Below are 24,753 nucleotides of genomic sequence, written 5' to 3'. Positions count from 1 at the left end.
GAACATCTGACTTCTAAGCAGGCGCTCGATCTGCCGCTTCCCGCTCTGCTATTAGAGCTTCGTACCGATCAACCTGTGCCCGCACTTTCTCATGCGCTCGCATCGTCCTCATCAGAATAATGCTGGTAATAACCACGCAAAGGTTGGCGACGCCGAAGCCGGCCGAGAACAGCGAGTAGGTCGTCTCGAGTATCCCTGGCGAGCCAGCATAGGCACCCCCACTGAAGCCGAAATAAACTCCGTACGCGGCACCGAAAAGCGTGGGGAGCTCGCTTTTCCAAGAGGCTTTCTTTCTCATAAGAACTCCTTCTAAGATATGTCTGTTTGACACTGGCCGATTGTACTTCAGGCGTTCTCAGGCACCACAAATTTCGAATTCGCCCCGACTTTTCGCCCTCCCCAAAGGCCGTAATCGGATCGATTCTCCGGGCGGAGATCGTACTCTTTTTGAATTGTTTGGGGATGGGAAATCTCTGCGCAACCCGCTTGGTTGCTTGATTCTTTATACTGCTTCCCAAGCTTACGACGAGGGTTCGATTCCCTTCACCCGCTCCATCAGCCCTCGGATGGTCTTGCTCAACCCTTGTCCGCCGTCGACTTGATCAAGTTGTCGCGCAGCGTCTTGACGGCGTTGCGCATTTGCGGGAACTCTTCCGGCGTCAGGCCGCAGGCCTGGACCAGGTCGATGTTCAGGCCGTTTTCGCGCAGCTCGCGGCCGGCCGCCGTCAGGCTGACCAGCACCTGGCGCTCGTCGCCCGGGTCGCGCTCGCGGCGCAGATAGCCCATCGCTTCGAGCTTCTTCAGGATAGGTGTCAGCGTGTTCGATTCCAGGAACAGCTTTTCGCCCAGCGCGCCCACCGTCTGGTGATCCTCTTCCCACAACGCCACGATGGCGATGTACTGCGTGTAGGTCAGGCCCAGCTTGTCGAGGATGGGGCGGTAGGCGCGGCCGAACGCCAGGTTGGTCGAGTAAATGGCGAAACACAGGAAATCGGCCAGCTTGCGCGGCTCGGCTTTGGCGGGAGTGGTCATGATGGTCCTCGTGATGAAATTATGAGCATATTATACATCGGATCCGATTTGATCGGAATTGCTTGACTTTGTTTTTGGTTGCTATATTATTCGACTTATCCGATTTCATCGGATGCGATTAAAAACATCAAAACCCGAGGAGGCCGCCATGAGCGCCGAGCTGCTGAAAGGTTCCTGCCATTGCGGGGCCGTGAAATTCGAAGTCCGTACCGCCGTCGCGCCGGCCGCGCGCTGCAACTGCAGCCTGTGCCGCCGCAAGGGCGCGTTGATGTCGCCGCCGTTCGCGGCCGCCGAACTGAAGATCGTGCAGGGCGAGGATGCGCTGACGCTGTACCAGTTCAACACGCGCGTGGCCAAGCACTATTTCTGCAAGCACTGCGGGATCTACCCGTTCCATCAAACGCGCAAGGATCCGCTGCTGTGGCGCGTCAACGTCGGCTGCCTCGAAGGCGTCGATCCTTATTCCCTGGACGCCGGCGTCAATGACGGCGCAAGTTTATCTGTCGTGGAGGATGCATGAATACCTATCGTCGCAATCTGCTGACCGGCGCTTTGGCCGCAGTCGGCCTGGCCGCCACCGAACTGCCTTTCGTTTCGCTGGCGCGCGCCGCCGGTGTGCCGCAAGCGCTGGCGCCGATCCGGCAAATCCGCGCCGGTGAGCTGGATGTGGGCTACTACGAAGCCGGTCCCGCCAACGGCAAGCCGGTGCTGCTGCTGCATGGCTGGCCTTACGACATCCACAGCTTCGCCGACGTCGCGCCCATCCTGGCGGCGCAGGGCTATCGCGTGATCGTGCCGCACCTGCGCGGCCATGGCACCACGCGCTTCCTGTCGGATGCCACTTTCCGCAATGGCCAGCAGGCGGCGGTGGCGCTGGACATCATCGCCCTGATGGACGCGCTGAAGATCGACAAGGCCATCCTGGCTGGCTACGACTGGGGCGCGCGTACAGCCAACATCATCGCGGCGTTGTGGCCGGAACGCTGCAAGGCGATGGTGTCGGTGAACGGCTATCTGATCAACAACCGCGAACGCAACAAGCTGCCGCTGTCGCCGAAGGTGGAACATGGCTGGTGGTACCAGTTCTACTTCGCCACGGATCGCGGCCAAGCCGGCTACCAGGCCAACCGCCGCGAGTTCGGCAACCTGATCTGGAAAGCCAACTCGCCGCTATGGAACTTCGACCAGGCCACCTTCGACCGCAGCGCGGCCTCGTGGGACAACCCGGACTACATCGCCATCGTGATCCACAACTACCGCTGGCGCCTGAGCATCGCGGAAGGCGATCCGAATCTGGATGCGCTGGAGCGCAAGCTGGCCGCCGGTCCGGTGATCGCGGCGCCGACAATCACGCTGGACGGCGACAGCGACGGCGTCGCGCCGGCCACGGACGGCAAGGCTTATGCCTCGCGCTTTTCCGGCAAGCGCGAACACCGCGTCATCAAGGGCGTGGGCCACAACCTGCCGCAGGAAGCGCCGCAGGCGTTTGCCCAGGCCGTGATCGATGTCGACCGTCTTTAACGGACGAACAGCGCGATCAGGATGACGATAGGGAGTGGAATACCAAGTAACAGAAGCAGGATTGAGCGCATTTTTATTCTCCCTTAGTTGGTGGTGGTGCGTACGATGACGCGCGCATGGTCGCGGTTGCGGCCGCCGATGGTGGCCAGCAGCGCGGCGATGAAGGCGCCCAGCAGCAGGGCGACGAACATCCACAGCGCCGAATGGGCGGCTGCCTTGCGTGCCTCTTCGGCGGCGGCCATCGCTTTGGCCTTGGCATCGTTGGCGGCTTGGGCGGCCTGGGCGTAGATCGCGTCGACACGTTGTTCGGCTTCCGCCGGCGCCATGCCGGTGCGCTTGGCGATCAGCTGCGCCAGGTAGCTGCGGTCATCCGCGCTGATCTTGCCGGCCGCGAGGTCGGTGATCAGGATGCGGTTGATTTCGCTGCGCTGCGCGTCGGTGGCGACGTCGCCGTTCGGCGAACGTAGCAGCATGTCGGCGAAGTAGGTGTTGGAACGGCCGTTCGGCGTGGCGGCCGCGCCGACGACCGAGGCTGCGACCGGTGCCGCTGCGGAGCCGGTGTCGATCGCGCCGCTCAGCACCGCGCGGGCGCCGCCGGCCAGTACGGCCACGGTGATCAGCGTCGCCACCGCCCAGGCCAGCAGGCCGTGCGCGGTGTCGCGGAAGTGCACTTCGTCGCCGTGGATGCTGGCCCATTTGACGCGCAGGCGGCCGGCCATATAGCCGCCGATGCCCGATGCGGCCAGCTGTACGAAGGCTATCCAGGCGATGGTCGCGGTGCCCATCGGCGCGGCGTGGTACTGATAGGGCGATACCGACGACAGGCCGAGGCCCATGCCCAGTATCAGCAGGATGAACGACAGTGCGGCCGCAGCTGCCGCGCCGGCGAACACGGCGCCCCACGAGACGCCGGATGCGTAGCCGTCGCCCGTTTCCCCGCCGGCGACTGCGACGCCGGCATGCAATGGTTGAGTAATCATTTTTTCTCCTCTGTTGTGGTGTAGATGCGAAGCCGATCATCTCCCGACCCGGAAGGGCGGTATGTTAGTGCGCGTACATTCGGCGCGCTTTGCCCGGAATATTTGTCTATACTGTGGCCGCGCATCCCATCCCGCTCATCCACAGAAAGTCCTACGCATGAATACCGTCGGCCCCAAACAGCGCCTGTCTACCCGTCTCGCTTTTCTCGCCGCCGGCCTGGCCATGTCGGCCTGGGCGCCGCTGGTGCCGTTCGCCAAGGCGCGGCTGGCGCTGGGCGAGGCGCAACTGGGCCTGCTGCTGCTGTGCCTCGGCGCCGGCTCGCTGCTGGCGATGCCGGCGACCGGCCTGCTGGCGGCGCGCTTCGGCTGCCGCATCGTGGTGCTGGTGTCCGGCGCGCTGGTCTGCCTGGTGCTGCCGGGACTGGCCTTCGCGCCGACGCCGCTGCTGCTGGGCTGCACGCTGTTCGCCTTCGGCGCCGCCATCGGCACGCTGGACGTGGCGATGAACGTGCAGGCCGTGATCGTCGAGCGCGAGAGCGGCGGGTCGATGATGTCCGGCTTTCACGGCTTGTTCAGCGTCGGCGGTTTTATCGGCGCGGGATTGATGGCGGCGATGCTGTATGCGGGACTGGGTCCGGTGCCGGCAAGCGTGGTGGTCGCGGTGCTGGTGGCCTTGTCGCTGGCGGTGTGCGCGCCGCATCTGCTGCACGAACCGGATGCCTCCGAGCGCGATGCGCCGCTGTTCGTGGTGCCGCACGGCGCGGTGATCTTCATCGGCGTGCTGTGCTTCCTGTGCTTCCTGGCCGAAGGCGCGATCCTCGACTGGAGCGCCTTGCTGTTGACGGCTGCGCAGGGGCTCGATGCCAGCCGCGCCGGCCTGGGCTACGCGGCCTTTGCGATTGCTATGACCGCCGGCCGCCTGACCGGCGACCGCGTGGTGCGCAAGCTGGGTGGCAAGCGCGTGCTGCTGCTGGGCGGGCTATGCAGCGCCGCCGGCTTCTTCGGCGCGGTGCTGGCGCCGACGGTGCCGCTGGCGCTGGTGGGCTTTGTGTTGATCGGGCTGGGGGCGTCGAACATCGTGCCGATCCTGTTCACCGCCGCCGGCAACCAGAGCGCGATGCCGGCCAGCCTGGCGATCGGCGCCATCACCACGCTCGGTTACGCCGGCATCCTCGCCGGCCCGGCGGCGATAGGCTTCGTGGCGCATGCCCTCAGCCTGAACGTGGCCTTTGCCGGCTTGGGCGGCGCCATGCTGCTGATCGCAGCCAGCGCCCGGCTGGGCGCCGCCAGCAAGCCGGCGTAGCTGACTCAGGCTGTCTTGCGCTGACCGCGTTCGCCGCGCTGCACCATGTGCTCGACCAGCGCGCGGTGCGTCGGCAGGTCGGCGACGGCGCGGTGCGACATCAGCTCGATCATCTGGAATTCCTTGCGCGCCTCGTCGAAGCGCGGCAGCGTCAAGGCGTTGGCGTATTGCTCGGTCGGGAACTCCATGCCGTACAGGACATACTGCCAGCTTGACGGCGGATACATCTCCAGGTCCACCACGAAGTCCATGCGGTGCGGCGGACGGCGGCGCCACATGGACAGCTTGTCGCGCAGCGATTCCGGAATGCTGGCCGGGTCGGCGTTATCGATCCAGAACTGGTTGTCCCTGCGCTGCGTCAGGCAGTAGTGCAGCTTGACGAAATCGACGATGCGCTCGTAGCGCGCCTTCATCATTTCGTTGAACGTCTTGGCCACCGGCGCCATGTCGCCGTTGTGCGGGAACAGGTAGCTGACCAGGTATGCCGCCGTTTCGATCAAGCCGATGCCGGACGATTCCAGCGGCTCCAGGAAACCTCCCGACAGCCCGACCGCCACGCAGTTCTTGACCCAGTGCTGCTCGCGGTAGCCGACGTTCAGCTTGAGCTGGCGCGGATTCAGTCCCTCGCTGGCCTTGCCGATGTAGTCGCGCAGCACCTGCTCGGCGCTGGCGTCGTCGGTGTGGCGGCTCGAATACACGTAGCCGACCCCGCGCCGCTGCTGCAGGCCGATGTCCCAGGTCCATCCCGCCTCGTGCGCGGTGGCGATGGTGTACGACGGGATCGGCGCGTCGGCCGTCTCATACGGCACCTGCATCGCCAGCGCGCGGTCGACGAACAGCGTGTCGTTGATGTTGCGGAAGGACGTGCCCAGCGCTTCGCCGATCAGCGCGGCGCGGAAGCCGGTGCAGTCGATGTACAGGTCGGCCGTCAGCGCGCCGGCTTCCTTCGTGTGTACGGCGCCGATGGCGCCTTGCTCGTCCAGCTCCACCCGATCCACCGTCGCCTGCAGATGCCGCACGCCCAGCGATTGGGCGTGGGTGCTGAGCAGGGTGGCGAATTTGCCGGCGTCGAAATGGTAGGCGTAGTTCAAAGGGCCCATGAAGTCGGCGTCGTTGAAGCGCTTCGGCCCGTGCGCGGCGTCGGCCACGCGCTTTTGCATGGTGGCTGCGGCGGCAAAGCCGGCGCCCGGCGCGGCCGCGCCCTGCAGCCAGTAGGGCAGCAGCTCGGGCCCGCCGGGCCGCTGGCTCGGCAGGCTGAATGGATGGAAGTAGTGGTCGTTGCCGGGCGTGCCGGGTTCGCGCACCCAGTCGGTGAACTTGATGCCCTGCTTGAAGGTGGCGTTGCATTCGCGGACGAAGCGTGCTTCCTCGATGCCGATGGCGGCCAGCGTGCCGCGGATCGAGGGGAAGGTGCCTTCGCCGACGCCGATGATGCCGATCTCCTTCGACTCCACCAGCGTGACGCGCACGCTGTCGGCGTCCGCGCCGGTGCCCAGGGTGCGGGCCAGAAAAGCGGCCGTCAGCCAGCCGGCGGTGCCGCCGCCAACGATCAGTACGTTTTTGACGCCAACATTTGGTAACGTTTTCATGGTCGCTTCCGCCTCCGTAAATAGCATTTATTGCCCCTGGGCATTGATGGAAATGCCAATGAAACAACAACGCTACAATTTTTAAATTGACATCCGTGTTTTTAATTATGTACCATGAAAACGATTTCACAAATAATGAAAACGATTTCAGATAAAATGATAACGTTTTCAAACAACATGAAATCGTTTTCCACGATAAATGTGGCATCGCCAACACGCCGCGATCGCCAGCTTAGGAGACTTATGAATACCCACGTACCCCAGTCCGGGAAGCGCCTGCGCTCCCCTATTCAGATGGCCATCCTCGCGCTGATGGCAGGCACCAATGTCTACGCCGCCGATGCCCCGGCCGCCCAGGCAGCCGAACAATCGGCCGCCGCCACCGCTGCCGCCGACAAGAACTCCACCTCCATCACCGAGGTCTACGTCACCGCGACCAAGCGCACCACCTCGCTGCAAAAGACCCCGGTCGCCGTCACCGCGCTCAATGCCGCCGCGCTGGATGACAACCACGTGCAGACCATCCAGGACGTGGTCAACCTGGTTCCAGGCTTCGCCGCCACCTCGCAGGGCGACCACGGCGTCATCACGATGACCTTGCGCGGCATCGGCAACGACAGCGCCAAGACCGAATACGCCGACCCGGAAGTGGCCAGCTTCGTCGACGGCATCTACTCGCCGCGTCCTGAAGGCGCGACCGCGCTGCTGTTCGACCTGGAAGCGATCGAAGTGCTGCGCGGACCGCAAGGCACGCTGTGGGGCCGCAACTCGTCGGTCGGCGCAGTCAACATGCAGACCGTGAAGCCGGAAATCGGCAGCAGTTCCGGCAGCTTCGAAGGCGGCTACGGCAGCTACGCGCGCTTCGGCGCCCGCGGCGCCGTCAACATCCCGATCAACGACACGATGGCGATGCGCTTTGCCGTGGTCCATGAGCAGCACGACGGCTACGTCGACTACCAGGCGCCCCCGAACATCTCGCTGGCGGACCAGCATGCGGCGGCCGATCCGGTCATCGCCGCCTGGAACACGGCCCATCCGGGCAATCCGATGGCCTTCCAGCCGCTGAACCAGAACCTGTTCGTGCGCAACGGCCAGAAATACGGCGCGCAAGACCAGACCGCGGCCCGCCTGAGCTTCCTGTGGCAACCGTCGGCTGCGCTGAAATGGAACGTCGCGTACGAGCACTACGTCGACCGCGGCACGCCGAACATGAACCTGATGCAGACGCCGCGCGCGGGCCAGGAGTTCTGGTCGGCGCTGATCGACACCGCGCCTAACGTCAACCGCGATTCGAACTCGCTGCGCAGCCGTGTCGACTATGCGATCTCGCCGGACATCAGCCTGGCCTACATCGCCGGCTACTCGCGCTTCAACGGTTCGTCGACCTACGACCAGGACGGCGGCGCCGTGGTGCCGACCAGCTTCACCAGCGGCGGCAACCACCAGGAAGACAACACCGTCTGGTCCAAGTACAAGAACTACAGCCACGAACTGGAAATCCAATCGACCGGCAAGCGCGATGTCGACTGGCTGCTCGGCCTGTACTACGCCAACGAAGACAACGGCATCCGCTTCGACATCCCGATCATGAACGGTACCCAGCAGGGCAGCGTGGGTTGGCAGGGTTCCTTCATCCAGCCTAAGGAAACCGTGGATTCGAAAGCGGTGTTCGGCCAGGCGACGTGGAACGCGACCGACAGCCTGCACCTGACCGGCGGCCTGCGCTACACCTCGGACGAGCGCAAGAACATCGGCGGCACCAACAACAGCTGCTGCGCCGCGACCGCGCCGCAAGTGCCGGTGAGCCCGAGCACCAACCCGCTGGATCCATCGTCGGGCTTCTCGACCTACCAGAAGAACGACGGCGTGTTCAACGATCACAAGCTGACCGGCCTGATTCGCGTCAACTACGACATCGACAAGAGCAACATGGTCTATGCCAGCGTATCGACCGGCTACAAGTCGGGCGGCCTGCAGGACGGCGGCGTGCCTTACGGTTCCGAGACGCTGACCAACTACGAAGTCGGCTCGAAGAGCACCTTCCTGGGCGGCGCGGTACGCATGAACAACGCGGCGTACTACGAGAAGTTCAAGGGCTTCCAGTTCAGCGCACCGATCACCAATCCTGACGGCTCGCGCGGCCTGGCGACCACCAATGCGGAAGGCGCGAAGATCTGGGGCCTGGAAACCGAGATCGCCGCCAAGATCACCAAGGAAGACCGCGTGCAGTTCACCGCCGCCTACACCCACGCGGAGCTGGGCCACCTGATCGGCGGCAGCAACGACTACGTGCTGCCGGCGTGCTCGGTGCCAGGCATCAGCACCTGCCTGGACGTCACCGGCAACACCATGCCGCACTCGCCGAAGTTCAGCGCGCAAGTGATGTACCAGCACAGCTTCCAGCTGGCCGGCGGCACGCTGGTACCGCGCATCAGCGCTCACTACGAAACCGCCAGCTGGCTGAGCGTGTTCAACCTGGGGGCGCCGGACCAGCAGAAGTCGTACACCCGCACCGATCTGGGTCTGCGTTTCGATGCGGATTCGAAATGGTATGTCGACGCCTTCGTACGCAATGCGGAAGACGCGAAGATCAAGACCAGCGCCCTGAGCGCGAACGGCGCCTGGCAGGCACAGTATCTGCCTCCACGCACCTTCGGCGTCAACGTCGGCAAGACGTTCTAAGTTAAGCAGTAAGCACGGAGTTTCATGTAAGTCCTGTGTTGTTTGTGGTCTTCAAACCCTCGTCCTCTCCCGGGCCGAGGGTTTTTTTTGCACCTAAAATCCGGGGTCAGATCCGACATTTGGACACGAGCTCTGCCGTAACAGCCGTTACGGCAGAGCTCGTGTCCAAATGTCGGATCTGACCCCGGATTTTAGGATGTAAAAAGGGCCGGCGTTTTTGGCGCCGGCCCTTTGTGATGCCTGGTTGTTTGGTTTTAGTCTTTGTGATGGAACGGTGCGAACCAGGTGACCAGGAACGATGGAATCGTCGCCGCCATCACCAGCCAGAAGTAGTGCACATAACCCAGCGCCTGCTGCAGGTGGCCGCTGACGACGCCGGTCACCATCATGCATAAGCCCATCAGGCCGGTGCCGAAGGCGTAGTGCGTGGTCGTGTATTTGCCCGGCGCCAGCTGCTGCATCAGGTAGATCATGAAACCGACCGAACCGAAACCGAAGAAGAACTTTTCAACCGCCACGCCGGCGCTGATGATCAGCAGGTCATGCGGCTGGTAGATGCTCATCAGCAGGAAGGTCACGTTCGGGATATTCACCGCGCAGCACAGGATGAACAAGGTGGCCGGCAGGCCGCGGCGGGCGACGAATATCCCGCCCAGCAAGGATCCCACCAGCACTGCGATCAAGCCGTAGGTGCCGTAGATCAGGCCCAGCATCTCGTTCGACAGTCCCAGGCCGCCTTTGGCCACCGGGTCCACCATGAAGAAGGGACCTATCTTTTCCAGCAGGCCGATACTGAGGCGGAACACGAACGCAAACGCCACCATCAGCCACACGTCGCGCTTCTGGAAGAAGGTGACGAAGGAATCCTTGAGGATGAAGGCCGCTTCGGCCACCGACGACGGCGCGTTCTCGGCCTTGGCGCCGTCCGGCATCACGCGCATGTGCCACAGCGCGGTGACGATGGTGATGGCGGCAACGATGAAGAAGATGATGCGCCACGAATCGATCCACTCCGGCCCGAACACGCCGGCCTGGTGATGGAAGTAGTGCGTATGCAGCCAGCCGCTCAGGTACACCATGCCGCCGGAGGCGACGATGGGACCGACATTCCAGCTCAGGCTCTGGATGCCGCAGAACAGCGACTGCGTCTTGCTGTCGAGCGAGGTGACGTAGACGCCGTCGGAGGCGATGTCCTGCGTCGCGCCGACCAGCGACAGTATCCCGAACAGGAACACCATGATGACCATGTAGTCGGGCAGCGACATCGCCAGCGCCACGCCGGCAAAGCCGACGCCGACGATCATCTGCGCGCACAGCACGAAGAACTTCTTGGTGCGGTACATTTCGACGAAGGGCGCGAACAGCGGCTTGATGGTATAGGCCAGGATCAGGTAGCTGGCGTACTGCGCGGCCTGTCCGTTGTCCATGCCCAGGTTCTTGAACATGATGGAGGTGACGCTGGTGAGCATCATGTAGGTCAGCGCCATGGCGAAGTAGCCGCTGGGGACCCACAGCATCGGCGTGCCGCGCGCGAACATGGCGCGCAACAGCGACGGCGGTTGGCCTGGTGGTTGCGTCGATGCGGAGCCGGCTTGCTGCTCCTGCGGCACGGCGGATGGTGCGGTTTGCATGGTGTCGTCCTCGTTGTTCTCGTCAGAGTTTATAGCACCAGGCTCTGCGGCCTGTAGAAAGGAAAACGCCGGCGTGGACGCCGGCGGTGATGATGCGCCTAACTTAAGCCGCGTGCGCGCTGCGCTGCGGACGCCGCGCGATCAGGTAGTCGCGGTACCAGTGCGCGCTGTGCTTCAGCGTGCGCTTCTGCGTCGCGTAGTCCACGTGGACGATGCCGAAGCGCTTGGCGTAGCCCGAGTTCCATTCGAAGTTGTCGAGCAAACTCCACAGGAAGTAGCCCTGGATGTCGACGCCCTGCAGGCGCGCGTCGTTCAGCGCCTTCAGGTGGCGCTGGACGAAATCGATGCGCGCCTCGTCCGGGATCTCGCCGTCGACGATGACGTCCGGATTGGCCATGCCGTTTTCGGTGATGTAGATCGGCGGCAGGTCGTACTCTGCATTCAGCTTGAGCAGCAGCTCGGTCAGGCCGTCCGGGTAGATTTCCCAGCCCATGTCGGTCTTGCCCAGTTTGCACTCCGGCTGGCGCGGCGGCGTCTCGGTGCTGCACCAGGCGCGGAAGTAGTAGTTCACGCCGAGGAAGTCGATCTTGTGCTGGATGTCCTTGAAGTCGTTCTCGTGGATCTCCGGCGCGTTGTCGCCGTGGACCTTGAGCGCCAGCTCGGGATATTTGCCCTTGAAGATGGGATCCATGAACCACTGCACCGAGCGCGCATATTCGAACTCCGCGGCGGCGATGTCGGCCGCGCTGTCGGTGGCCGGGTCGGCGGTCCACTGGTTGAGCACGATGCCCAGCTGCGCCGAGCTGCCGACGGCGCGCATCGCCTGCATCGCCAGTCCATGCGACAGCAGCAGGTGGTGCGACACCTGGATCGACTGCTTCAGGTCGGCCACGCCGGGCGCGAACTGCGCGTTGCCGTAGCCCAGGTTGGCGGTGCACCACGGCTCGTTGTGCGTTGCAATCGTTTTCAGGCGATTGCCGAAACGGCGCGCCACTTCGCCTGCATATTCGGCGAAGCGGTACGCGGTTTCGCGGTTCAGCCAGCCGCCGTCTTCCTGCAGGCCCTGCGGCAGATCCCAGTGGTACAAGGTGACGTGGGCGTCGATGCCCTTGCTTTCCAGTTCGGTCAGCAGCTTGTCGTAGAAGGCGAAACCGGCTTCGTTCCAGGCGCCTTTGCCCTGCGGCTGCACGCGCGCCCAGGCCATCGAGAAGCGGTAGGCGTCCACGCCCAGACCGGACATGATGGCCACGTCTTCCGGATAGCGGTGGTAATGGTCGCAGGCGACGTCGCCGTTGCTGCCGTCGATGACCTTGCCCGGTGTGTGGCTGAAGGTGTCCCAGATTGATGGGCCCTTGCCGTCGGCGGTGGCGCCGCCTTCAATTTGGAAGGCGCTGGTGGCAACGCCCCAGGTGAACGAGGGTGGGAATTGCGTGAAATCGGTCATTTTCTTATCGTTTTAACAGGATTGACGGGGCGGGAAGGCATTGCGACGTTTGAAAACGATTTCACACCTCCATTCTCGATTAGACATCAACTAAAACGGGGTGTCAATCTTTTGCTGAAGCGGGAGCCGGCGTGGGGCGACTGCGCAGTCCCGCTGTATAATGCTGCCTCAATATTCAGCCATCCCTCATCCCATGTCTTCCGATACTCCTAAAGACGGCCCAGCGCGGCCGATGCTCTACGACCCGACCGAACACCGCATCCGCAGCTTCGTCACCCGCGCCGGCCGCCTGTCGACCGCGCAAGCGCGCGCGCTGGAAGAGTTGAGCCCGAAGTTCATGATCGAGTACGCCAAGGCGCCGCTGGACTATGAAAAGACCTTCGGCCGCAAGGCGCCGGTGGTGCTGGAGATCGGCTTCGGCATGGGCGGCACGACGGCGCACATCGCCGGCGTGATGCCGGAGAAGGACTTCATCGGCGTCGAGGTGCACACGCCCGGCGTGGGCAGCCTGCTCAAGCTGATCGAAGAACAGGGCCTGACCAACCTGAAGGCGATCCAGCACGACGCGGTGGAAGTGCTGAACCAGATGATTCCGGACGGTTCGCTGCACGGCGTGCATATCTACTTCCCGGACCCGTGGCACAAGGCTCGCCACAACAAGCGCCGCCTGATCCAGGCGCCGTTCGTCAAACTGCTGGTGCAGAAGCTGGCCGTGGGCGGCTACCTGCATTGCGCCACCGACTGGGAAGACTATGCGGTGCAGATGCTCGAAGTGCTGGGCGCCGAAGAGGGCCTGCAGAACACCGCAGACGGTTATGCGCCGCAGCCGGCCTATCGTCCGCTGACCAAGTTTGAAAACCGCGGCATCAAGCTGGGCCACGGCGTATGGGACCTGGTCTTCACCAAAAAGTAATCAGCGTCGCTGTTTCAGGATGGCGGCGTTGAGCCGCCTGAACACATCGTCCGGAACCGACAGGCTGCACCACAAGCGGCGCTCGTGGCCTTTGTACAGGTCCGAGAAGTAGATGCGCTGGTAGTTCGACGCCGGATAGCCGGAGGCCTTGATCGCCTCCGCCGCCTCCTCGTCCGTGATGAAGAAGTAATCGATGCTGTGCTTGCGCAGCATATCCAGCATTTGCACGGCGTCCGCCGTGGTGCTGGCCGGCTGGGTCTTGTAGCGGATCAGCGCGCGGTCTATCGTCGGGCCGTAGGAGACGCCTTGCTTCACCATCGCGCGCAGGCGCTTGTCACCCAGCGTGTCTTTCAGCGGCTCCTCATCCTTCATGGCCGGATTGCCGGCCCAGGTCAGCGCGAACGGCCGCTTGTCCTCGTACACCACTTCCGTGAATTTTCCGATGCGCTCGCGCTCCGGTGTTTGCAGCCAGCTCACCATGCAGGCCGGCGCCTCGTTCGCCTGCAGCAGCACGATCTGCTGCTTGGCCGGCGTCTGGCGGACTTCGTAGGGAATGCCGGCGGCGGCCAGCGCCGCGATGGCGGGCTTGGCGACAAAGCCGGTCAACTGGCCGCGCGAGTCGGCATACTGCAGCGGCGGGCTCTGGATATAGTGCAGCATCAGCGGCTGCCCTGTCCCCGCCGCTGCCACCGCCGCCAGTATCAGCGTCGCGGGCATCATCGCTCCAGCGGTTCCATGTCCAGCACGACCACATAGGCCAGGCGGCTGTTCTGCCACACTCCGCCGCCGCGCACCTGCGCGTCGCAGGTGGTGACCTGGCCTTCGATCTCCTTGCGTTTCAGGTGTTCGCGGAAGGCCACCGACGCTTTCGGCGACAGGTAGCCCGTCATGCGTCCGCCAAGGAACACCGCGACGGCGGCGCCTTCGTAGGGATTGGCGTCGTCAGGCACCAGCGTGGCGACGTACGGCACGGCCGCCGCCTGGTCGCCATGTTCGCCGGCCAGGGCCTTCAGCGCGGGCTGGTAACGCGATTCATTGACCACTTCAACCAGGAAGCGGCCGTCGTCGGACCAGTGCAGCGCGGCCGGGCCTTCAGGCAGCTTCGGCTCATACGGCGTGGCGGGGCGCGCCGGCAGCGGCATAGGCTTGGCCGGATTGGTCTTGATGATCGCGTAGACCACCAGGCCGGTGACGGCAATGATCAGCAGGGAGATGACGAGTTCCATGGCGTGGTGTTTTATCTAAAGGCCGACATCTTACCGCATGCCCTTGGCCTGATAGACGATTTTGCCGCCCACGACAGTCTGCAGCACCTTGATGTTGGCGATGTCCTCGGCCGGGATGGTGAAGAAGTTACGATCCAGGACGATCATGTCCGCCAGCTTGCCCACCTCCAGCGATCCGGTCAGCGCTTCCTGGCGCAGCGTGTAGGCCGCGTTCAGCGTGATCGCGCGCAGCACCTCGGCGCGCGGCATGCCGGGCTGCGACGTCAGCGTGCCGGCATATTCCTTGCCGGCGTCCGGCGCGGCGGTGCGGGTCACGCCGACCTTCAGCGCGAACCACTCGTCCAGCGGATCGACCGGCCAGTCGCTGCCGTAGGCGATGCGCGCGCCGGCCTTGCGCAGCAGCTCCTGCGGCTCGACGATGGCGTAGCGCGCGGGGCCCATGTAGTCCTTCAGTGCGCCGACCGTGTCGGGCGCCGGCTTCCCCCATTGGAAGGACAGCACTGGCGTCACATCCAGTTTGGCGAAACGCGCGTAGTCGGACGGAGCGACGATTTCGTCGTGCGCCAGCACCGGACGTACGTTCTTGCCGGCGGGCGTGGTGCGCAGGTATTCGATGGCGTCCAGCGATTCGCGCACGGCGCGGTCGCCGTCGACGTGGATATGCGGATCGATATGGGCGTTGGCCAATTCGGTCAGCGTGGTTTTCAGCGCCTCTTGCGAGAAGTAGCTGGCGGGGCCGGTGCTGGCGCCGGGTCGCCAGTCCGGCTTCTCCGGCGTGCCCTTGTTCACGAGGTAGGGCTGCAGCATGGCGCCGGTGAAGGCGGGAGCGGAGATCACGCCATCCATGAACAGCTTGGCGTGACGCACCTGCATCGACGGCGCCACCACGGTCTGGCCCTGGTCGAACTGCTTTTGCTGCTTCAGCAGCTCGGCGACGGCGCTTTGCGGCGTGGCGCCTTTATCCAGGTCGATCAGCATGGCGAAGTGCGCGCGCGCCGTCAGCTTGCCCTGCTTGTGCAGGTCGGCGAAGGCGGTCATCGTCTCGGGATCGGTGTAGGCGTCGAGGAAGGTGGTGATGCCTTGCTTGCGCATCGCCGCCAGCGCGGCGCTGGAGGCTTGCAGGTTCTCGGCCACCGTCAGCGGCGGCAGCAGGTTCATCGCCATGTCCTGGGCGGCGTCTTCCAGCAGGCCGGTGGCGTCGCCCTTGGCGTCACGGGTGATCTTGCCGCCGGCGGGATCGGCCGTGTCGCGCGCGATGCCCGCCACCTTGATGCCCCTGGAGTTCAGCAGTGAGGAGTGGCCGAACGACGAGCGCACGATCACCGGGCGTTCGGTCTTGAGCGCATCGAGCGTGGCGGCGGTAGTTTCCACGCCATCGGGCAGCATGCCTTGCTGGAACCAGTTGACGACCACCATCCAGCTGTCGGCGCCGGCTTTCTTTTCCTTGTCCAGGCAGGCCTGGATGCGCGACTGGAATTGCGGCACCGTCAGGTTCTCGTAATTGAGACTGCATTTGAGCAGGCGGCTACCGCCCGATTGCGGATGCATGTGGCCGTCGACCAGGCCGGGCATCAGCATGCGTCCGCGCAGGTCGATCACCTTGGTGGACTTGCCGGTGAGCGCTTTGGCGCCGGCGTCGTCGCCGACGTAGACGATGCGGCCGGCGCGCACGGCCAGCGCCTGCTGCACGCTGTCCTTCGCATCGATGGTGTAGACGTAGCCGTTGCGGTAGACGGTATCGGCCGGAAGCTCCGCGGCAAAGGCCATGGTTGAAAGCGTCAGCGCGAGTGCCGAGAAATAGCCGTACCTGTTCATGCAATCTCCTGTTATGCGGCCTCCATCACTTTGGCGCGCGGCGCCATGGGCAGGAAGGCCAGCAGGTTACCCGCCAGTACCAGCGCCAGTCCTGTCAGCGCCGTCGGCGTCCAGCGGTAGCCCTCGTATATCGTTGAAATGGTCAATGCCACGATGGGGAATAATACCGTGGAATAGGCCGCGCGGTCCGGGCCGATGCGGCCCACCAGCAGCAGGTAGGCGGTGAAGCCGATCACCGAGCCGGGTATCGCCAGGTACAGCAGGGCGCCGACGTAGCGCGCGCTCGGCTCCAGCGCGAACGGCATGCCCAGCGCGAAGGCGCCGATGCCCAGCGTGGTCGAGCCGATCAGCATGGCCCAGGTGTTGGTCAGCCACGGCGTCAGGCCCAGCGACTGCATGCGGCTCGACAGCAGGTTTCCGCAGGAGAAGCACAACGTGCCGCCCAGGGTCAGCGCGAGGCCCATCATCACCTTGCTGTCGTTCCAGTGGCCGGCCATCTGCGGCGCGAACAGCAGCACGATGCCGGTCAGGCCGAGCAGGGCGCCCATCATCACCTGGCGGCGTATCGGTCGGCCGAGGAAGATGCGGCCGTTGATCGCGTTCCACAGCGGCGCGGTCGAGAACACCACCGCTTCCAGGCCGCTGGTGATCCACTGGCTGGCGTAATAAAAGCACAGGAAGTTCAGGCAGAACAGCGCGATGCCCTGGGCGAACAGGTAGCGCCAGGCCTGGCACGGCGGCCACCACGGCTTGCGGGTGATGAGCAGGAATCCCATCAGCACGGCGGCAGCCAGCCAGAAACGGTAGGCGATCGACACCGGCGCGGGCACCACGCCGAGCTGGAAGGTGATGGCGATCCAGGTGGTACCCCAGATCAGGACGGTGAGCAGGTAGAGGAAGATATTCATGTTGCCAGCATGCCGCGTGTGCGGCGCGGCCACTTGTCTGGAATTGCGCATTTCCGCGGGGCGCCAGCGGAGGAGGGCGGCTCCATGTTAGACTTTATGCATCATGCCACCCCGTCCCGATTCCAGCCCTGCCACCCTGTCCCGCGCGCCGGAAGGGCTGATTTCGCACGCCGTGTTCCGCACCATGTCGGAAACCGATGCGCAGCTGGAGCGCTTTGCCTGGCTGGGCGACGACCTGGCGCTGGCCATCTGGCGCCGCGACACCGAGGTGGCCGAGACCAGCTACAGCAAGCCCGGTCACCACACGCTGTCCTACTACATGGGCGGCGGCTATCGCACCGAGCGCGACGAGCTGCCCGGTTTGTACGGCGCGCCGAAGCGGCTTTGCACCCTGCCGGACTGGCACGAATCCAGCTGGACGGTGCGCGGGCCGCTGCGCTTCCTGCACGTCTACTTTCTGCCCGAGCATTTCACGCGCCGCGCCGTGGTGGAGCTGGACCGCGAACCGCGCGAGGTGACGCTGGCGGACCGCACCTACTTTGAACACGATCGTATCGGCCCGCTGTGCGCCGCGTTGGCGGCCATGCCGTGGGACGGCCCGGATGCGCAGCTGCGCGCCAACGAGGTGACCCACGAGACGCTGAGCCATCTGCTGCTGTCGCAGTCGATGCCGCAGCACCAGCAGCGCGTGCGCGGCGGATTGGCGCCGGTGGTGCGCCGGCGCCTGGCTGATTACATCGAGACACACCTGGCGCAGAACATCTCGCTGGGCATGCTGGCGCAGCTGGCGTGCATGTCGGAATACCATCTGGCGCGGATGTTCAGGATTTCGTTCGGCATGCCGCCATCGGCATGGATCGCGGCGCGGCGCGTGGAGCATGCGCGCGTGCTGTTGAAGACCACCGACCAGCCCTTGCAGCAGATCGCCGATGCCTGCGGCTACGCGGACCTGAGCCACTTCAGCCACCGCTTCCGCGACAGCGTCGGCGCGCCGCCCAGCCGCTATCGCAGCATCGTCATGGCGTAGGGCGCTCGAACGAGAAGCCCGGCGCGTACAGGTGATAGCCGTCGAAGTCCTGCTTGCCGATGGCCGCACCCTGGCTGCGGGCGATGGCGTAGACCATGCTGAAGTGGAAGTAGAAGTTCGGCAGGATGTACAGGTTCAGGTATTCGTCGCCAGGCAGCGCGATGTCGGCAAAGCCGGCGCGGTCGCGGCACAGGCGTTCGGCCGAGCCGTCAAAGCGCTCCGGGGGAATCGCGGCGATATGGTCCATCGTATCGTCGACCTGCCGGGCCAGCCCGGCAAAGGATGGTTCTCCGCCGTCGAAGCTCACCGTGTCGAGTCCCGCCAGCGGGCAGCAGCCGCGCAGCGCGAAGTTGGCGGTGGCGCGCACGTGCGAGGCAAACGGCAGCATGTCCTCGTGCAGGCGGGCGGCCAGTACGTCGCTGCCGCCGGCCTCGATCTTTTGCAGCATGCCGCGCAATTGCAGGAGCGAGTGATTGAAAATGACGGTCGGGCTTATCGGCATATTATTGCGATCTAAAATTGAAACCCGATTTTAATCCCAACGCTGCGGTCAAGCGCAGCAACCCCGCCTGATCGTTGACGCCGAGCCGCTGTTTGATGTCGGCCCGGTGCGCCGCGACAGTTTTTTCGCTCAACGCCAGCATGTTGGCGATATCCTTCGTCCCCCAGTTGTCCGCCATGAGTATCAGTATCTCGACCTGCCGCTCCGTCAGCGTGGCCAGGATGCCGGGCAGCGGTGGCGCAGGATTGGATTGGGGCTGCGGCGCTTGCGGTTGCCGAGCCGCCCGGCGGCGTTCGCTGTGTAAGGCCAGTTCCCTTTTCACGCTGTGCGCCAGCCGGCCCAGGCGATCCTTTTGCAAGAAATCGTTCGCACCCTGCTCGACCAGCGTCAGGACTTTCTGTTCGTCCGCATTGGTAATCAGTACCACCGGAGTATCGATACCCCGCTCACGCAGGATCGCCAGCGCTTGTTCGGCATTGAAATGATCCAGGTAATAGTCGCACAGGATCAGGTCGTATGAATAGGTCAACGCCGCCAGGAATTCCAGCCGGTTTTGCGCGCGGGTCAGGTCGAACCGCAGCCCCGACATCTCCAGATCGTTCTTGATGAAGGCGGCGTCGATATAGGAATCTTCGAGTAGCAGTATGCGGGCGGGGGGCGTATCGGATGCGAGGTGATTGTCGATTTTCATGGTACGTCCCGCCTTACGCCAGTTAAATATTTGAGAATTTTGATTTTCTACCACTATTTCCGAAACAATGATATAGGAAAATTTCCTAGATCATTTTTCAGTTGCCTTTGCTAGGATCGGCCGTCGAAATGACTTATCGAAAGCCGGTCCATGAAAAAACCTTTCAAGCATTTGTCCTCCTTGCTGACCGCTTGCGCGCTGGCGCTGGTCAGCACCGCGCTGTGCGCCCAGGAGATCTCGATCTACCAGGAGCAGGGCAAGCTGATCCGGGCGCCCAAGGCCATCGGCACGCTGGGTTCGGACCTGTTCGGCGACAAGGTCAACTTCTACAGCGGCACGCTGGAGTTCCTGCAGACCGACGTCAGCCTGCCCGGCAACAACAGCCTGGCCGTCTCGGTCGGCCGCCGGCTCACGACCAACGGCAGCTTCGACGGACGCAAGCAATTCGGCAGCTGGGAGATGGAGATCCCCCACATGCACGGCGTGTTCGCCAAGAGCATAGGGTGGCAGGCCGGCGGGCCGTCGAATCAGCGCTGCACCAACTTCACCGCGCCGCCGGTGACCGCCGGCAGCTCGGGCAGCAACTCGACGTGGGCGGGCAGCGAATACTGGCACGGCAATTTCCTGTACGTGCCGGGAGCCGGCGACCAGGAAGTGCTCACCCGCGGCAGCAACACCCTGAGCACGGAAAAACTCATCACGCACGACTTGTGGACCCTGCGCTGCGGCGTCAATATCCAGAGCCCGAGCATTTTCGGCCGCGAGCTGGGCGAAGGCTTCATTGCCACCTCGCCCGACGGCACCCAGTACCGCTTCGACTGGCTGGTCTCGCGCGACATGGACAGCCTGACCAAGCCCGATGCAGGCCCGCAGGCGCTCACCGCCACCAAAGGCACGGTTGGCGGCACGACGCCCACGCCGCAAGCCGTCGGCGGCAACGTGCTGGCGCGCCAGGAAGTATGGATATTGCCGACGCTGGTGACCGACCGCTTCGGCAACACCGTCACCTACACCTACGACACCACCGACAAATGGAAGGTCTTGACGATCGCCTCGTCCGACGGCCGCACGCTGACCTTCACCTATGTCAGCGGCACGCATCTGGTGCAGACCGTCAGCGACGGCACCCGTACCTGGACCTACAGTTACCAGAGTAGCGCGCTGACCGGCGTGGCCCTGCCGGACGGCTCCTCCTGGCAGTTGGCCAACCTGTTCCCGTTAATCAACAACGTTAATGTGATTGCCGGCGGCACCTGCGAGGCGCCGGACAACATCAGCACCACACCGTTGAGCGGCTCACTGACCCATCCTTCCGGCGCGGTCGGCACCTTCACCCTGGTGGGAACGCTGATGGGGCGCTCCCACGTCTACCAGTACTGTGCCGGCGACACGTTGACCAATACCTGGAGCTATGCGCTGTATCCGCGCTATTTCGAGAACAACGCGCTGGTCAAGAAGAGCATCAGCGGGCCCGGCATGACCACCACCGAATGGAATTACCACTACGGCGCCGACAACGCCAGCTGGGACAGCTGCGGTTCCTGCACCGACCGCAAGGTGGTCTGGGCTGATGAGCCGGACGGCTACGTCACCCGCTACACCTTCGGCAACCGCTTCCAGGTCAACGAGGGCCAGCTGCTGATGACGGAAAGCGGGCTGCCCGGTGGCACGGGAGAAACCGGCGGCACGCCGCTGCGCACCACGACGATGGGCTATCACCCCGGTACGCACGGGCCGTACCCGAACCCGATCGGCGACAGCGCGCAAACACGCGGCGACAGCACGCTCGGTTCGCAGTTCACGCCCTTGGCATGGCGCACGATCAACCAGCAGGGGGTGACCTTCTCGCTGACCGTCGAGCCAGATTACTACGGCAGCCCCTACATTTCCACGCGCAGCAGCAGCATGGGCATGTCCCGTACCGATTACACCGCGTACAGCACCCTGCTGCCGCGCCTGCGCCAGGTGGCGACGGTGACGGCGGCCGACGGCACGGTGATGGTGTCGAACACCTACCTGTCGCCGTCCGGCAACCTGGGCACCAGCAGCCGCTTCGGCCACCTGGAGCAGACGCTGACCTACAACACCGACGGCACGCTGGCCACGCGCAAGGACGGCAACAACTACGTAACGACTTACACCAATTACAAGCGCGGCCTGGCGCAGAACGTCGCCTACCCGAACGCGACGGCCGAAAGCGCGGTCGTCAACAACCTCGGCCTGATCGACTCCACCACCGACGGCGCCGGCTTTACCACCAGCTACGCCTATGACGCCATGGGCCGGCTGAAAACGCTCACGCCGCCGGCGGCCGACACGGTGGCCTGGAACGCGACCACGCTGCCCTTCGTCGCCGTCGCCGGCGACGAGTACGGCATCGGCGCCGGCCACTGGCGCCAGACCATCAGCACCGGCAACGGCGTCACCGTCAATTACTACGATGCCCAGTGGCGCCCGCTCGTCACCCGCACCTACGACGCCGGCGACGCCGCCAACACCAGCAAGTTCGTGGTGCGCCGCTATGACTTCCGCGGCAACCTGCAGTTCGAGTCCTACCCGCAGCGCGCGATCTCGACCATCACCGACAACCTCGACGGTCTGACCTACAGCTACGACGCGCTGGGCCGCGTGACCCAGACCGTGGCCGACAGCGAGCAGGGCGACCTGATCACCAACATTTATTACCAGGACGGGTTCACCAAGAAGGTCGCCAACCCGCGCGGCTATGATGCAGTCTTCCACTTCATGGCCTACGACGAGCCGGGCGAGCAGTGGATCCTGAGCAAGGATGAGATCTACGGCCTGCACACGGCCATCGTGCGCGACCAGTTCGGCAAACCGCTGAGCGTGACGCAGAGCGACGCCAGCGTCAGCGCCACGCGCAGCTACGTTTACGACGCCAACGCCCGCCTGTGCAAGACGATCGAACCGGAAATCGGCGCCACGGTGCTGAACTATGACGCTGCCAACAACGTGAACTGGCGCGCCATCGGCGTCAACCTGCCATCGACGACGAGCTGCGACCAGGCCAGCGTGACGGCGGCCAAGAAGATCACCTACGGCTACGACCAGCGCAACTGGCTCAAGACCACCACCTACGGCGACGCCAGCCCGGCCATCAGCCGCACTTATTTCGGCGACGGCATTCCGCAGACAGTCAGCTCGAACGGCACCGTGTGGACCTACACCTACAACAAGCGCCGCCTGCTCGAGGGCGAAAGCCTGGCCTACGCCGGCAAGACCTACAACATCGGCCGCACGTACGACGCCAACGGTTCGCTGGCGACGCTGAGCTACCCGGGCGCCAGCCCGCTGAGCGTGAGCTACACGCCGAACGCGCTGGGCCAGCCGAAGCAGGTGAGCGGCTACGCCAGCGCGATCACGTATTTCCCGAACGACGCGATCGCCGGCTTCACCTACGGCAACGGCATCGTGCACGCGATGGCACAGAACACGCGCGGCCTGCCATGGCGGGTGAACGACATCGGCGTGCTGTTCGACGAATACACGTACGATCCGAACGGCAACGTCACCGGCATCACGGACATCGAGCAGGGCATCACCACGCGCACGATGACCTACGACGCGGTTGACCGTCTGCAGACGGCGACGGCCAACGGCACTGGCATGTGGGGCACGGCGACCTACAGCGTGGACGGGCTGGGCAACATGCGCGAGGTGACGGTGACGACGGGCGCGAACGCGCGCCACACGGTGCTCAACTACGACGCCACGACCAACCGGGTCACCAGCCTCAGCGGCAGCAGCGCGCTGAACTTCGGCTACGACAGCCAGGGCAACCTGAGCACGCGCGGCAGCGTCGGCTACGTGTTCGACCAAGGCAATCGCCTGAGCAGCGCGACGGGCAAGGCGAGCTATGTGTACGATGGCTGGGGCCACCGGGTGAAGGAGGCCAAGGTCGACGGCACCAATGTGATCCAGGTGTACAGCCGTGACGGGCAGCTGCTGTACGGCAGCTCGGCGGTGGGCGCGGCGACGCCGGTCGAGAGCCGCTATGTGTACCTGAAAGGGCATCTGCTGGCCGAGGCGGGCGGCAACTTCTCGCATACGGACGGCTTGGGCAGTCCTGTGGCGCGCACCAACGCGGCCAAGTCGGTGGTGAGCCGCACCCGCTACGAGCCGTACGGCCTGACGGCGACCGGCACGGTGCCGACCACCATCGGCTTCACCGGCCACGTGAACGATGCGGACACGGGGCTGGTGTACATGCAGCAGCGCTACTATGATCCGGTTGCGGCAAGGTTTATGAGTACGGATCCGGTGTTGACGGATGCCAATACTGGCGGGAGCTTCAACCGCTACACCTATGCGAACAATAGCCCTTACAAGTACGTCGATCCGGATGGAAGAGATGGTGAATTGTCCTGGAGTTCCACGACTCGAGTGACTTACACCGTTAAGTATGCCTTAACTGGAGTTGCGCCGGCTTTTAGCTCAGCGCAGTTAAATGCTCAAATTGCTCAAGATTTTTCTGGTACCGTGCGCATAGGTGCACTTAATGTAACTATGACTGCGCAAGCAATCCAAGTGGCAAGTCCGGGGCCTGGGGTGAACACAATTAATGTCGTCACTGATACTGCCGGCGTTACTGGAAGTGGCAGGTCTGAAACGAATAGGATAGGTGGCAATGCAATCACTCTCGGTGCTTCTGGGACCAGTGTAGCAACAGCCACTACCGCCTCGCATGAACTGGGCGGGCACGCAGGGGGAGCGGGAGATCAGTACGCAGGTGGCGTAAGTGCTGGTGGGACCAGGTTGAGCGCTGACGTGGCCGGGGCTGCAAATGTCATGAAAGACTTGACGGGGCAGCCAGCGAATGAACAGACCCGTCGTGAAATTCTCATGGCGCCTAGCAATAAGAATAGCTGCGGCGTTGGTGTAGCTGCAGCGAACGGAGGATGTTTATGAAATCAAGTCTGGTATTTTTAATTATTTCTACATTTTTTGGTAACAGAGCGATTGCAACGCCGGTAAGTGACGCTAAACCGGCTGCTCCAGTTCGGCATTGTGAGTTGCAGTTGTCGACTTGGTGCATTTCAGAGGGGGCTTATGAAATAAACCGAAAACTAGCTAGCGACTCAATTCACGATCGTATATGGACAGTACGCGGCAGGTTTAATCCAGACTCTCAGTTGATTATTATGGAGCCTAATGGTTGCAAGCAAGGGTTTTCTGATAATGCGGAGCTTGTTGATGTCAGGAAAGATGTTCCCATAGAGGGCAAGTTGTGGAATCAGATGACATTTAAACTAAAAAAGAGTGGGGCCTGCAATTTGGAGGTGTTATCCCCGGTAAAAAATGAAGATCCCATGGAGTGGGCGAACTCAACCGGATTAGCTCTAATTCAGACCTGCGAGGACAAATATTGCTCAGGTAAAACGTTATTGGATCTACGATCAAATCGAAAATGAGCAATATATGCATTCAGCGCGCAACAGCCACACGGGCATCGGCCAGGAGTGACGACT

The 24,753-nt window shown here is 63.5% G+C and carries 20 protein-coding genes; 8 read left to right on the top strand and 12 right to left on the bottom strand.

Annotated elements, in window-relative coordinates; all coding sequences use genetic code 11:
* Nucleotides 1–13: 13 nt before the first annotated feature.
* Both ACSQ3S_RS31380 and ACSQ3S_RS31375 read right to left on the bottom strand, forming a co-directional pair.
* A complete protein-coding gene (locus ACSQ3S_RS31380; protein ID WP_436144819.1) occupies nt 14–298 on the bottom strand; it encodes a hypothetical protein in 285 nt (94 codons plus the stop codon).
* A gap of 278 nt (nt 299–576) precedes the next feature.
* Nucleotides 577–1,032: a MarR family winged helix-turn-helix transcriptional regulator gene (locus ACSQ3S_RS31375; RefSeq protein WP_176655687.1), complete on the bottom strand. Its 456-nt coding sequence runs from the start codon at nt 1,030–1,032 to the stop codon at nt 577–579.
* Nucleotides 1,033–1,180: 148 nt separating this feature from the next.
* Here ACSQ3S_RS31375 and ACSQ3S_RS31370 point away from each other — a divergent pair, with 148 nt between their 5' ends.
* On the top strand, nt 1,181–1,552 hold the full coding sequence (locus tag ACSQ3S_RS31370) for a GFA family protein (protein WP_176655686.1): 372 nt from the start codon (nt 1,181–1,183) through the stop codon (nt 1,550–1,552).
* Nucleotides 1,549–2,553, top strand: coding sequence for an alpha/beta fold hydrolase (locus tag ACSQ3S_RS31365; protein ID WP_436144818.1), 1,005 nt, complete (start codon nt 1,549–1,551; stop codon nt 2,551–2,553). Before ACSQ3S_RS31370 ends, ACSQ3S_RS31365 begins: the two co-directional genes overlap by 4 nt.
* An 83-nt stretch (nt 2,554–2,636) precedes the next feature.
* On the opposite strand, the gene ACSQ3S_RS31360 is transcribed toward ACSQ3S_RS31365, so the two are convergent.
* The gene (locus ACSQ3S_RS31360) at nt 2,637–3,533 is read right to left on the bottom strand and encodes a hypothetical protein (protein WP_436144817.1); all 897 of its coding nucleotides are present in this window, start codon (nt 3,531–3,533) and stop codon (nt 2,637–2,639) included.
* A gap of 157 nt (nt 3,534–3,690) precedes the next feature.
* Here ACSQ3S_RS31360 and ACSQ3S_RS31355 point away from each other — a divergent pair, with 157 nt between their 5' ends.
* The gene (locus ACSQ3S_RS31355) at nt 3,691–4,836 is read left to right on the top strand and encodes an MFS transporter (protein WP_436144816.1); all 1,146 of its coding nucleotides are present in this window, start codon (nt 3,691–3,693) and stop codon (nt 4,834–4,836) included.
* A 5-nt stretch (nt 4,837–4,841) separates the two neighbouring features.
* Here the strand turns inward: ACSQ3S_RS31355 and ACSQ3S_RS31350 are convergent, their stop codons facing one another.
* Nucleotides 4,842–6,425 carry a tryptophan halogenase family protein gene (locus ACSQ3S_RS31350; RefSeq protein WP_436144815.1) on the bottom strand — a complete coding sequence of 528 codons (1,584 nt, stop codon included), beginning with the start codon at nt 6,423–6,425 and terminating at the stop codon, nt 4,842–4,844.
* A gap of 243 nt (nt 6,426–6,668) precedes the next feature.
* On the opposite strand from ACSQ3S_RS31350, the gene ACSQ3S_RS31345 reads away from it, so the two are divergent.
* Nucleotides 6,669–9,107 carry a TonB-dependent receptor gene (locus ACSQ3S_RS31345; protein ID WP_436144814.1) on the top strand — a complete coding sequence of 813 codons (2,439 nt, stop codon included), beginning with the start codon at nt 6,669–6,671 and terminating at the stop codon, nt 9,105–9,107.
* A 254-nt stretch (nt 9,108–9,361) separates the two neighbouring features.
* Here the strand turns inward: ACSQ3S_RS31345 and ACSQ3S_RS31340 are convergent, their stop codons facing one another.
* Nucleotides 9,362–10,738 carry an MFS transporter gene (locus ACSQ3S_RS31340; RefSeq protein ID WP_218088041.1) on the bottom strand — a complete coding sequence of 459 codons (1,377 nt, stop codon included), beginning with the start codon at nt 10,736–10,738 and terminating at the stop codon, nt 9,362–9,364.
* 103 nt (nt 10,739–10,841) lie between these two features.
* Nucleotides 10,842–12,182 (bottom strand): GH1 family beta-glucosidase, encoded by a 1,341-nt coding sequence (locus ACSQ3S_RS31335; protein WP_436144813.1) that lies wholly within the window; start codon nt 12,180–12,182, stop codon nt 10,842–10,844.
* A gap of 232 nt (nt 12,183–12,414) precedes the next feature.
* Here ACSQ3S_RS31335 and trmB point away from each other — a divergent pair, with 232 nt between their 5' ends.
* Nucleotides 12,415–13,095 carry a tRNA (guanosine(46)-N7)-methyltransferase TrmB gene (trmB, locus tag ACSQ3S_RS31330; protein WP_176656065.1) on the top strand — a complete coding sequence of 227 codons (681 nt, stop codon included), beginning with the start codon at nt 12,415–12,417 and terminating at the stop codon, nt 13,093–13,095.
* On the opposite strand, the gene ACSQ3S_RS31325 is transcribed toward trmB, so the two are convergent.
* From ACSQ3S_RS31325 to ACSQ3S_RS31310, 4 genes are read right to left on the bottom strand one after another with little or no spacing between them, the layout of a single operon-like run.
* Entirely contained in the window at nt 13,096–13,815 is a 720-nt protein-coding gene (locus ACSQ3S_RS31325; RefSeq protein ID WP_436144812.1) for a transporter substrate-binding domain-containing protein, read from the bottom strand.
* Nucleotides 13,812–14,321 carry a hypothetical protein gene (locus tag ACSQ3S_RS31320; RefSeq protein WP_176656062.1) on the bottom strand — a complete coding sequence of 170 codons (510 nt, stop codon included), beginning with the start codon at nt 14,319–14,321 and terminating at the stop codon, nt 13,812–13,814. The genes ACSQ3S_RS31325 and ACSQ3S_RS31320 overlap by 4 nt, the downstream gene beginning before the upstream one ends.
* 30 nt (nt 14,322–14,351) lie before the next feature.
* Nucleotides 14,352–16,136, bottom strand: coding sequence for an amidohydrolase (locus ACSQ3S_RS31315; RefSeq protein WP_436144811.1), 1,785 nt, complete (start codon nt 16,134–16,136; stop codon nt 14,352–14,354).
* 11 nt (nt 16,137–16,147) lie between these two features.
* Nucleotides 16,148–17,044 carry a DMT family transporter gene (locus ACSQ3S_RS31310; protein WP_436144810.1) on the bottom strand — a complete coding sequence of 299 codons (897 nt, stop codon included), beginning with the start codon at nt 17,042–17,044 and terminating at the stop codon, nt 16,148–16,150.
* Nucleotides 17,045–17,147: 103 nt separating this feature from the next.
* On the opposite strand from ACSQ3S_RS31310, the gene ACSQ3S_RS31305 reads away from it, so the two are divergent.
* Nucleotides 17,148–18,071, top strand: coding sequence for a helix-turn-helix domain-containing protein (locus tag ACSQ3S_RS31305; protein WP_436144809.1), 924 nt, complete (start codon nt 17,148–17,150; stop codon nt 18,069–18,071).
* Here ACSQ3S_RS31305 and ACSQ3S_RS31300 read toward each other — a convergent pair.
* Both ACSQ3S_RS31300 and ACSQ3S_RS31295 read right to left on the bottom strand, forming a co-directional pair.
* Nucleotides 18,061–18,573, bottom strand: coding sequence for a DUF1993 domain-containing protein (locus ACSQ3S_RS31300; protein WP_176656058.1), 513 nt, complete (start codon nt 18,571–18,573; stop codon nt 18,061–18,063). The genes ACSQ3S_RS31305 and ACSQ3S_RS31300 overlap by 11 nt on opposite strands.
* Nucleotide 18,574: 1 nt before the next feature.
* Nucleotides 18,575–19,264, bottom strand: coding sequence for a LuxR C-terminal-related transcriptional regulator (locus tag ACSQ3S_RS31295; RefSeq protein ID WP_436144808.1), 690 nt, complete (start codon nt 19,262–19,264; stop codon nt 18,575–18,577).
* A 150-nt stretch (nt 19,265–19,414) separates the two neighbouring features.
* On the opposite strand from ACSQ3S_RS31295, the gene ACSQ3S_RS31290 reads away from it, so the two are divergent.
* Complete coding sequence (locus ACSQ3S_RS31290; RefSeq protein WP_436144807.1) at nt 19,415–24,193, top strand: RHS repeat-associated core domain-containing protein; 4,779 nt, start codon at nt 19,415–19,417, stop codon at nt 24,191–24,193.
* Nucleotides 24,190–24,696, top strand: coding sequence for a hypothetical protein (locus ACSQ3S_RS31285; protein ID WP_176652164.1), 507 nt, complete (start codon nt 24,190–24,192; stop codon nt 24,694–24,696). Before ACSQ3S_RS31290 ends, ACSQ3S_RS31285 begins: the two co-directional genes overlap by 4 nt.
* Nucleotides 24,697–24,753: the final 57 nt, after the last annotated feature.

The sequence above is a fragment of the Duganella sp. LjRoot269 genome (assembly GCF_964254095.1).
Taxonomy (GTDB): domain Bacteria; phylum Pseudomonadota; class Gammaproteobacteria; order Burkholderiales; family Burkholderiaceae_D; genus Rugamonas; species Rugamonas hordei.
The sequence above is the reverse complement of the archived record's forward strand: the minus strand, read 5'-3'. Positions and strand labels throughout refer to the sequence as shown.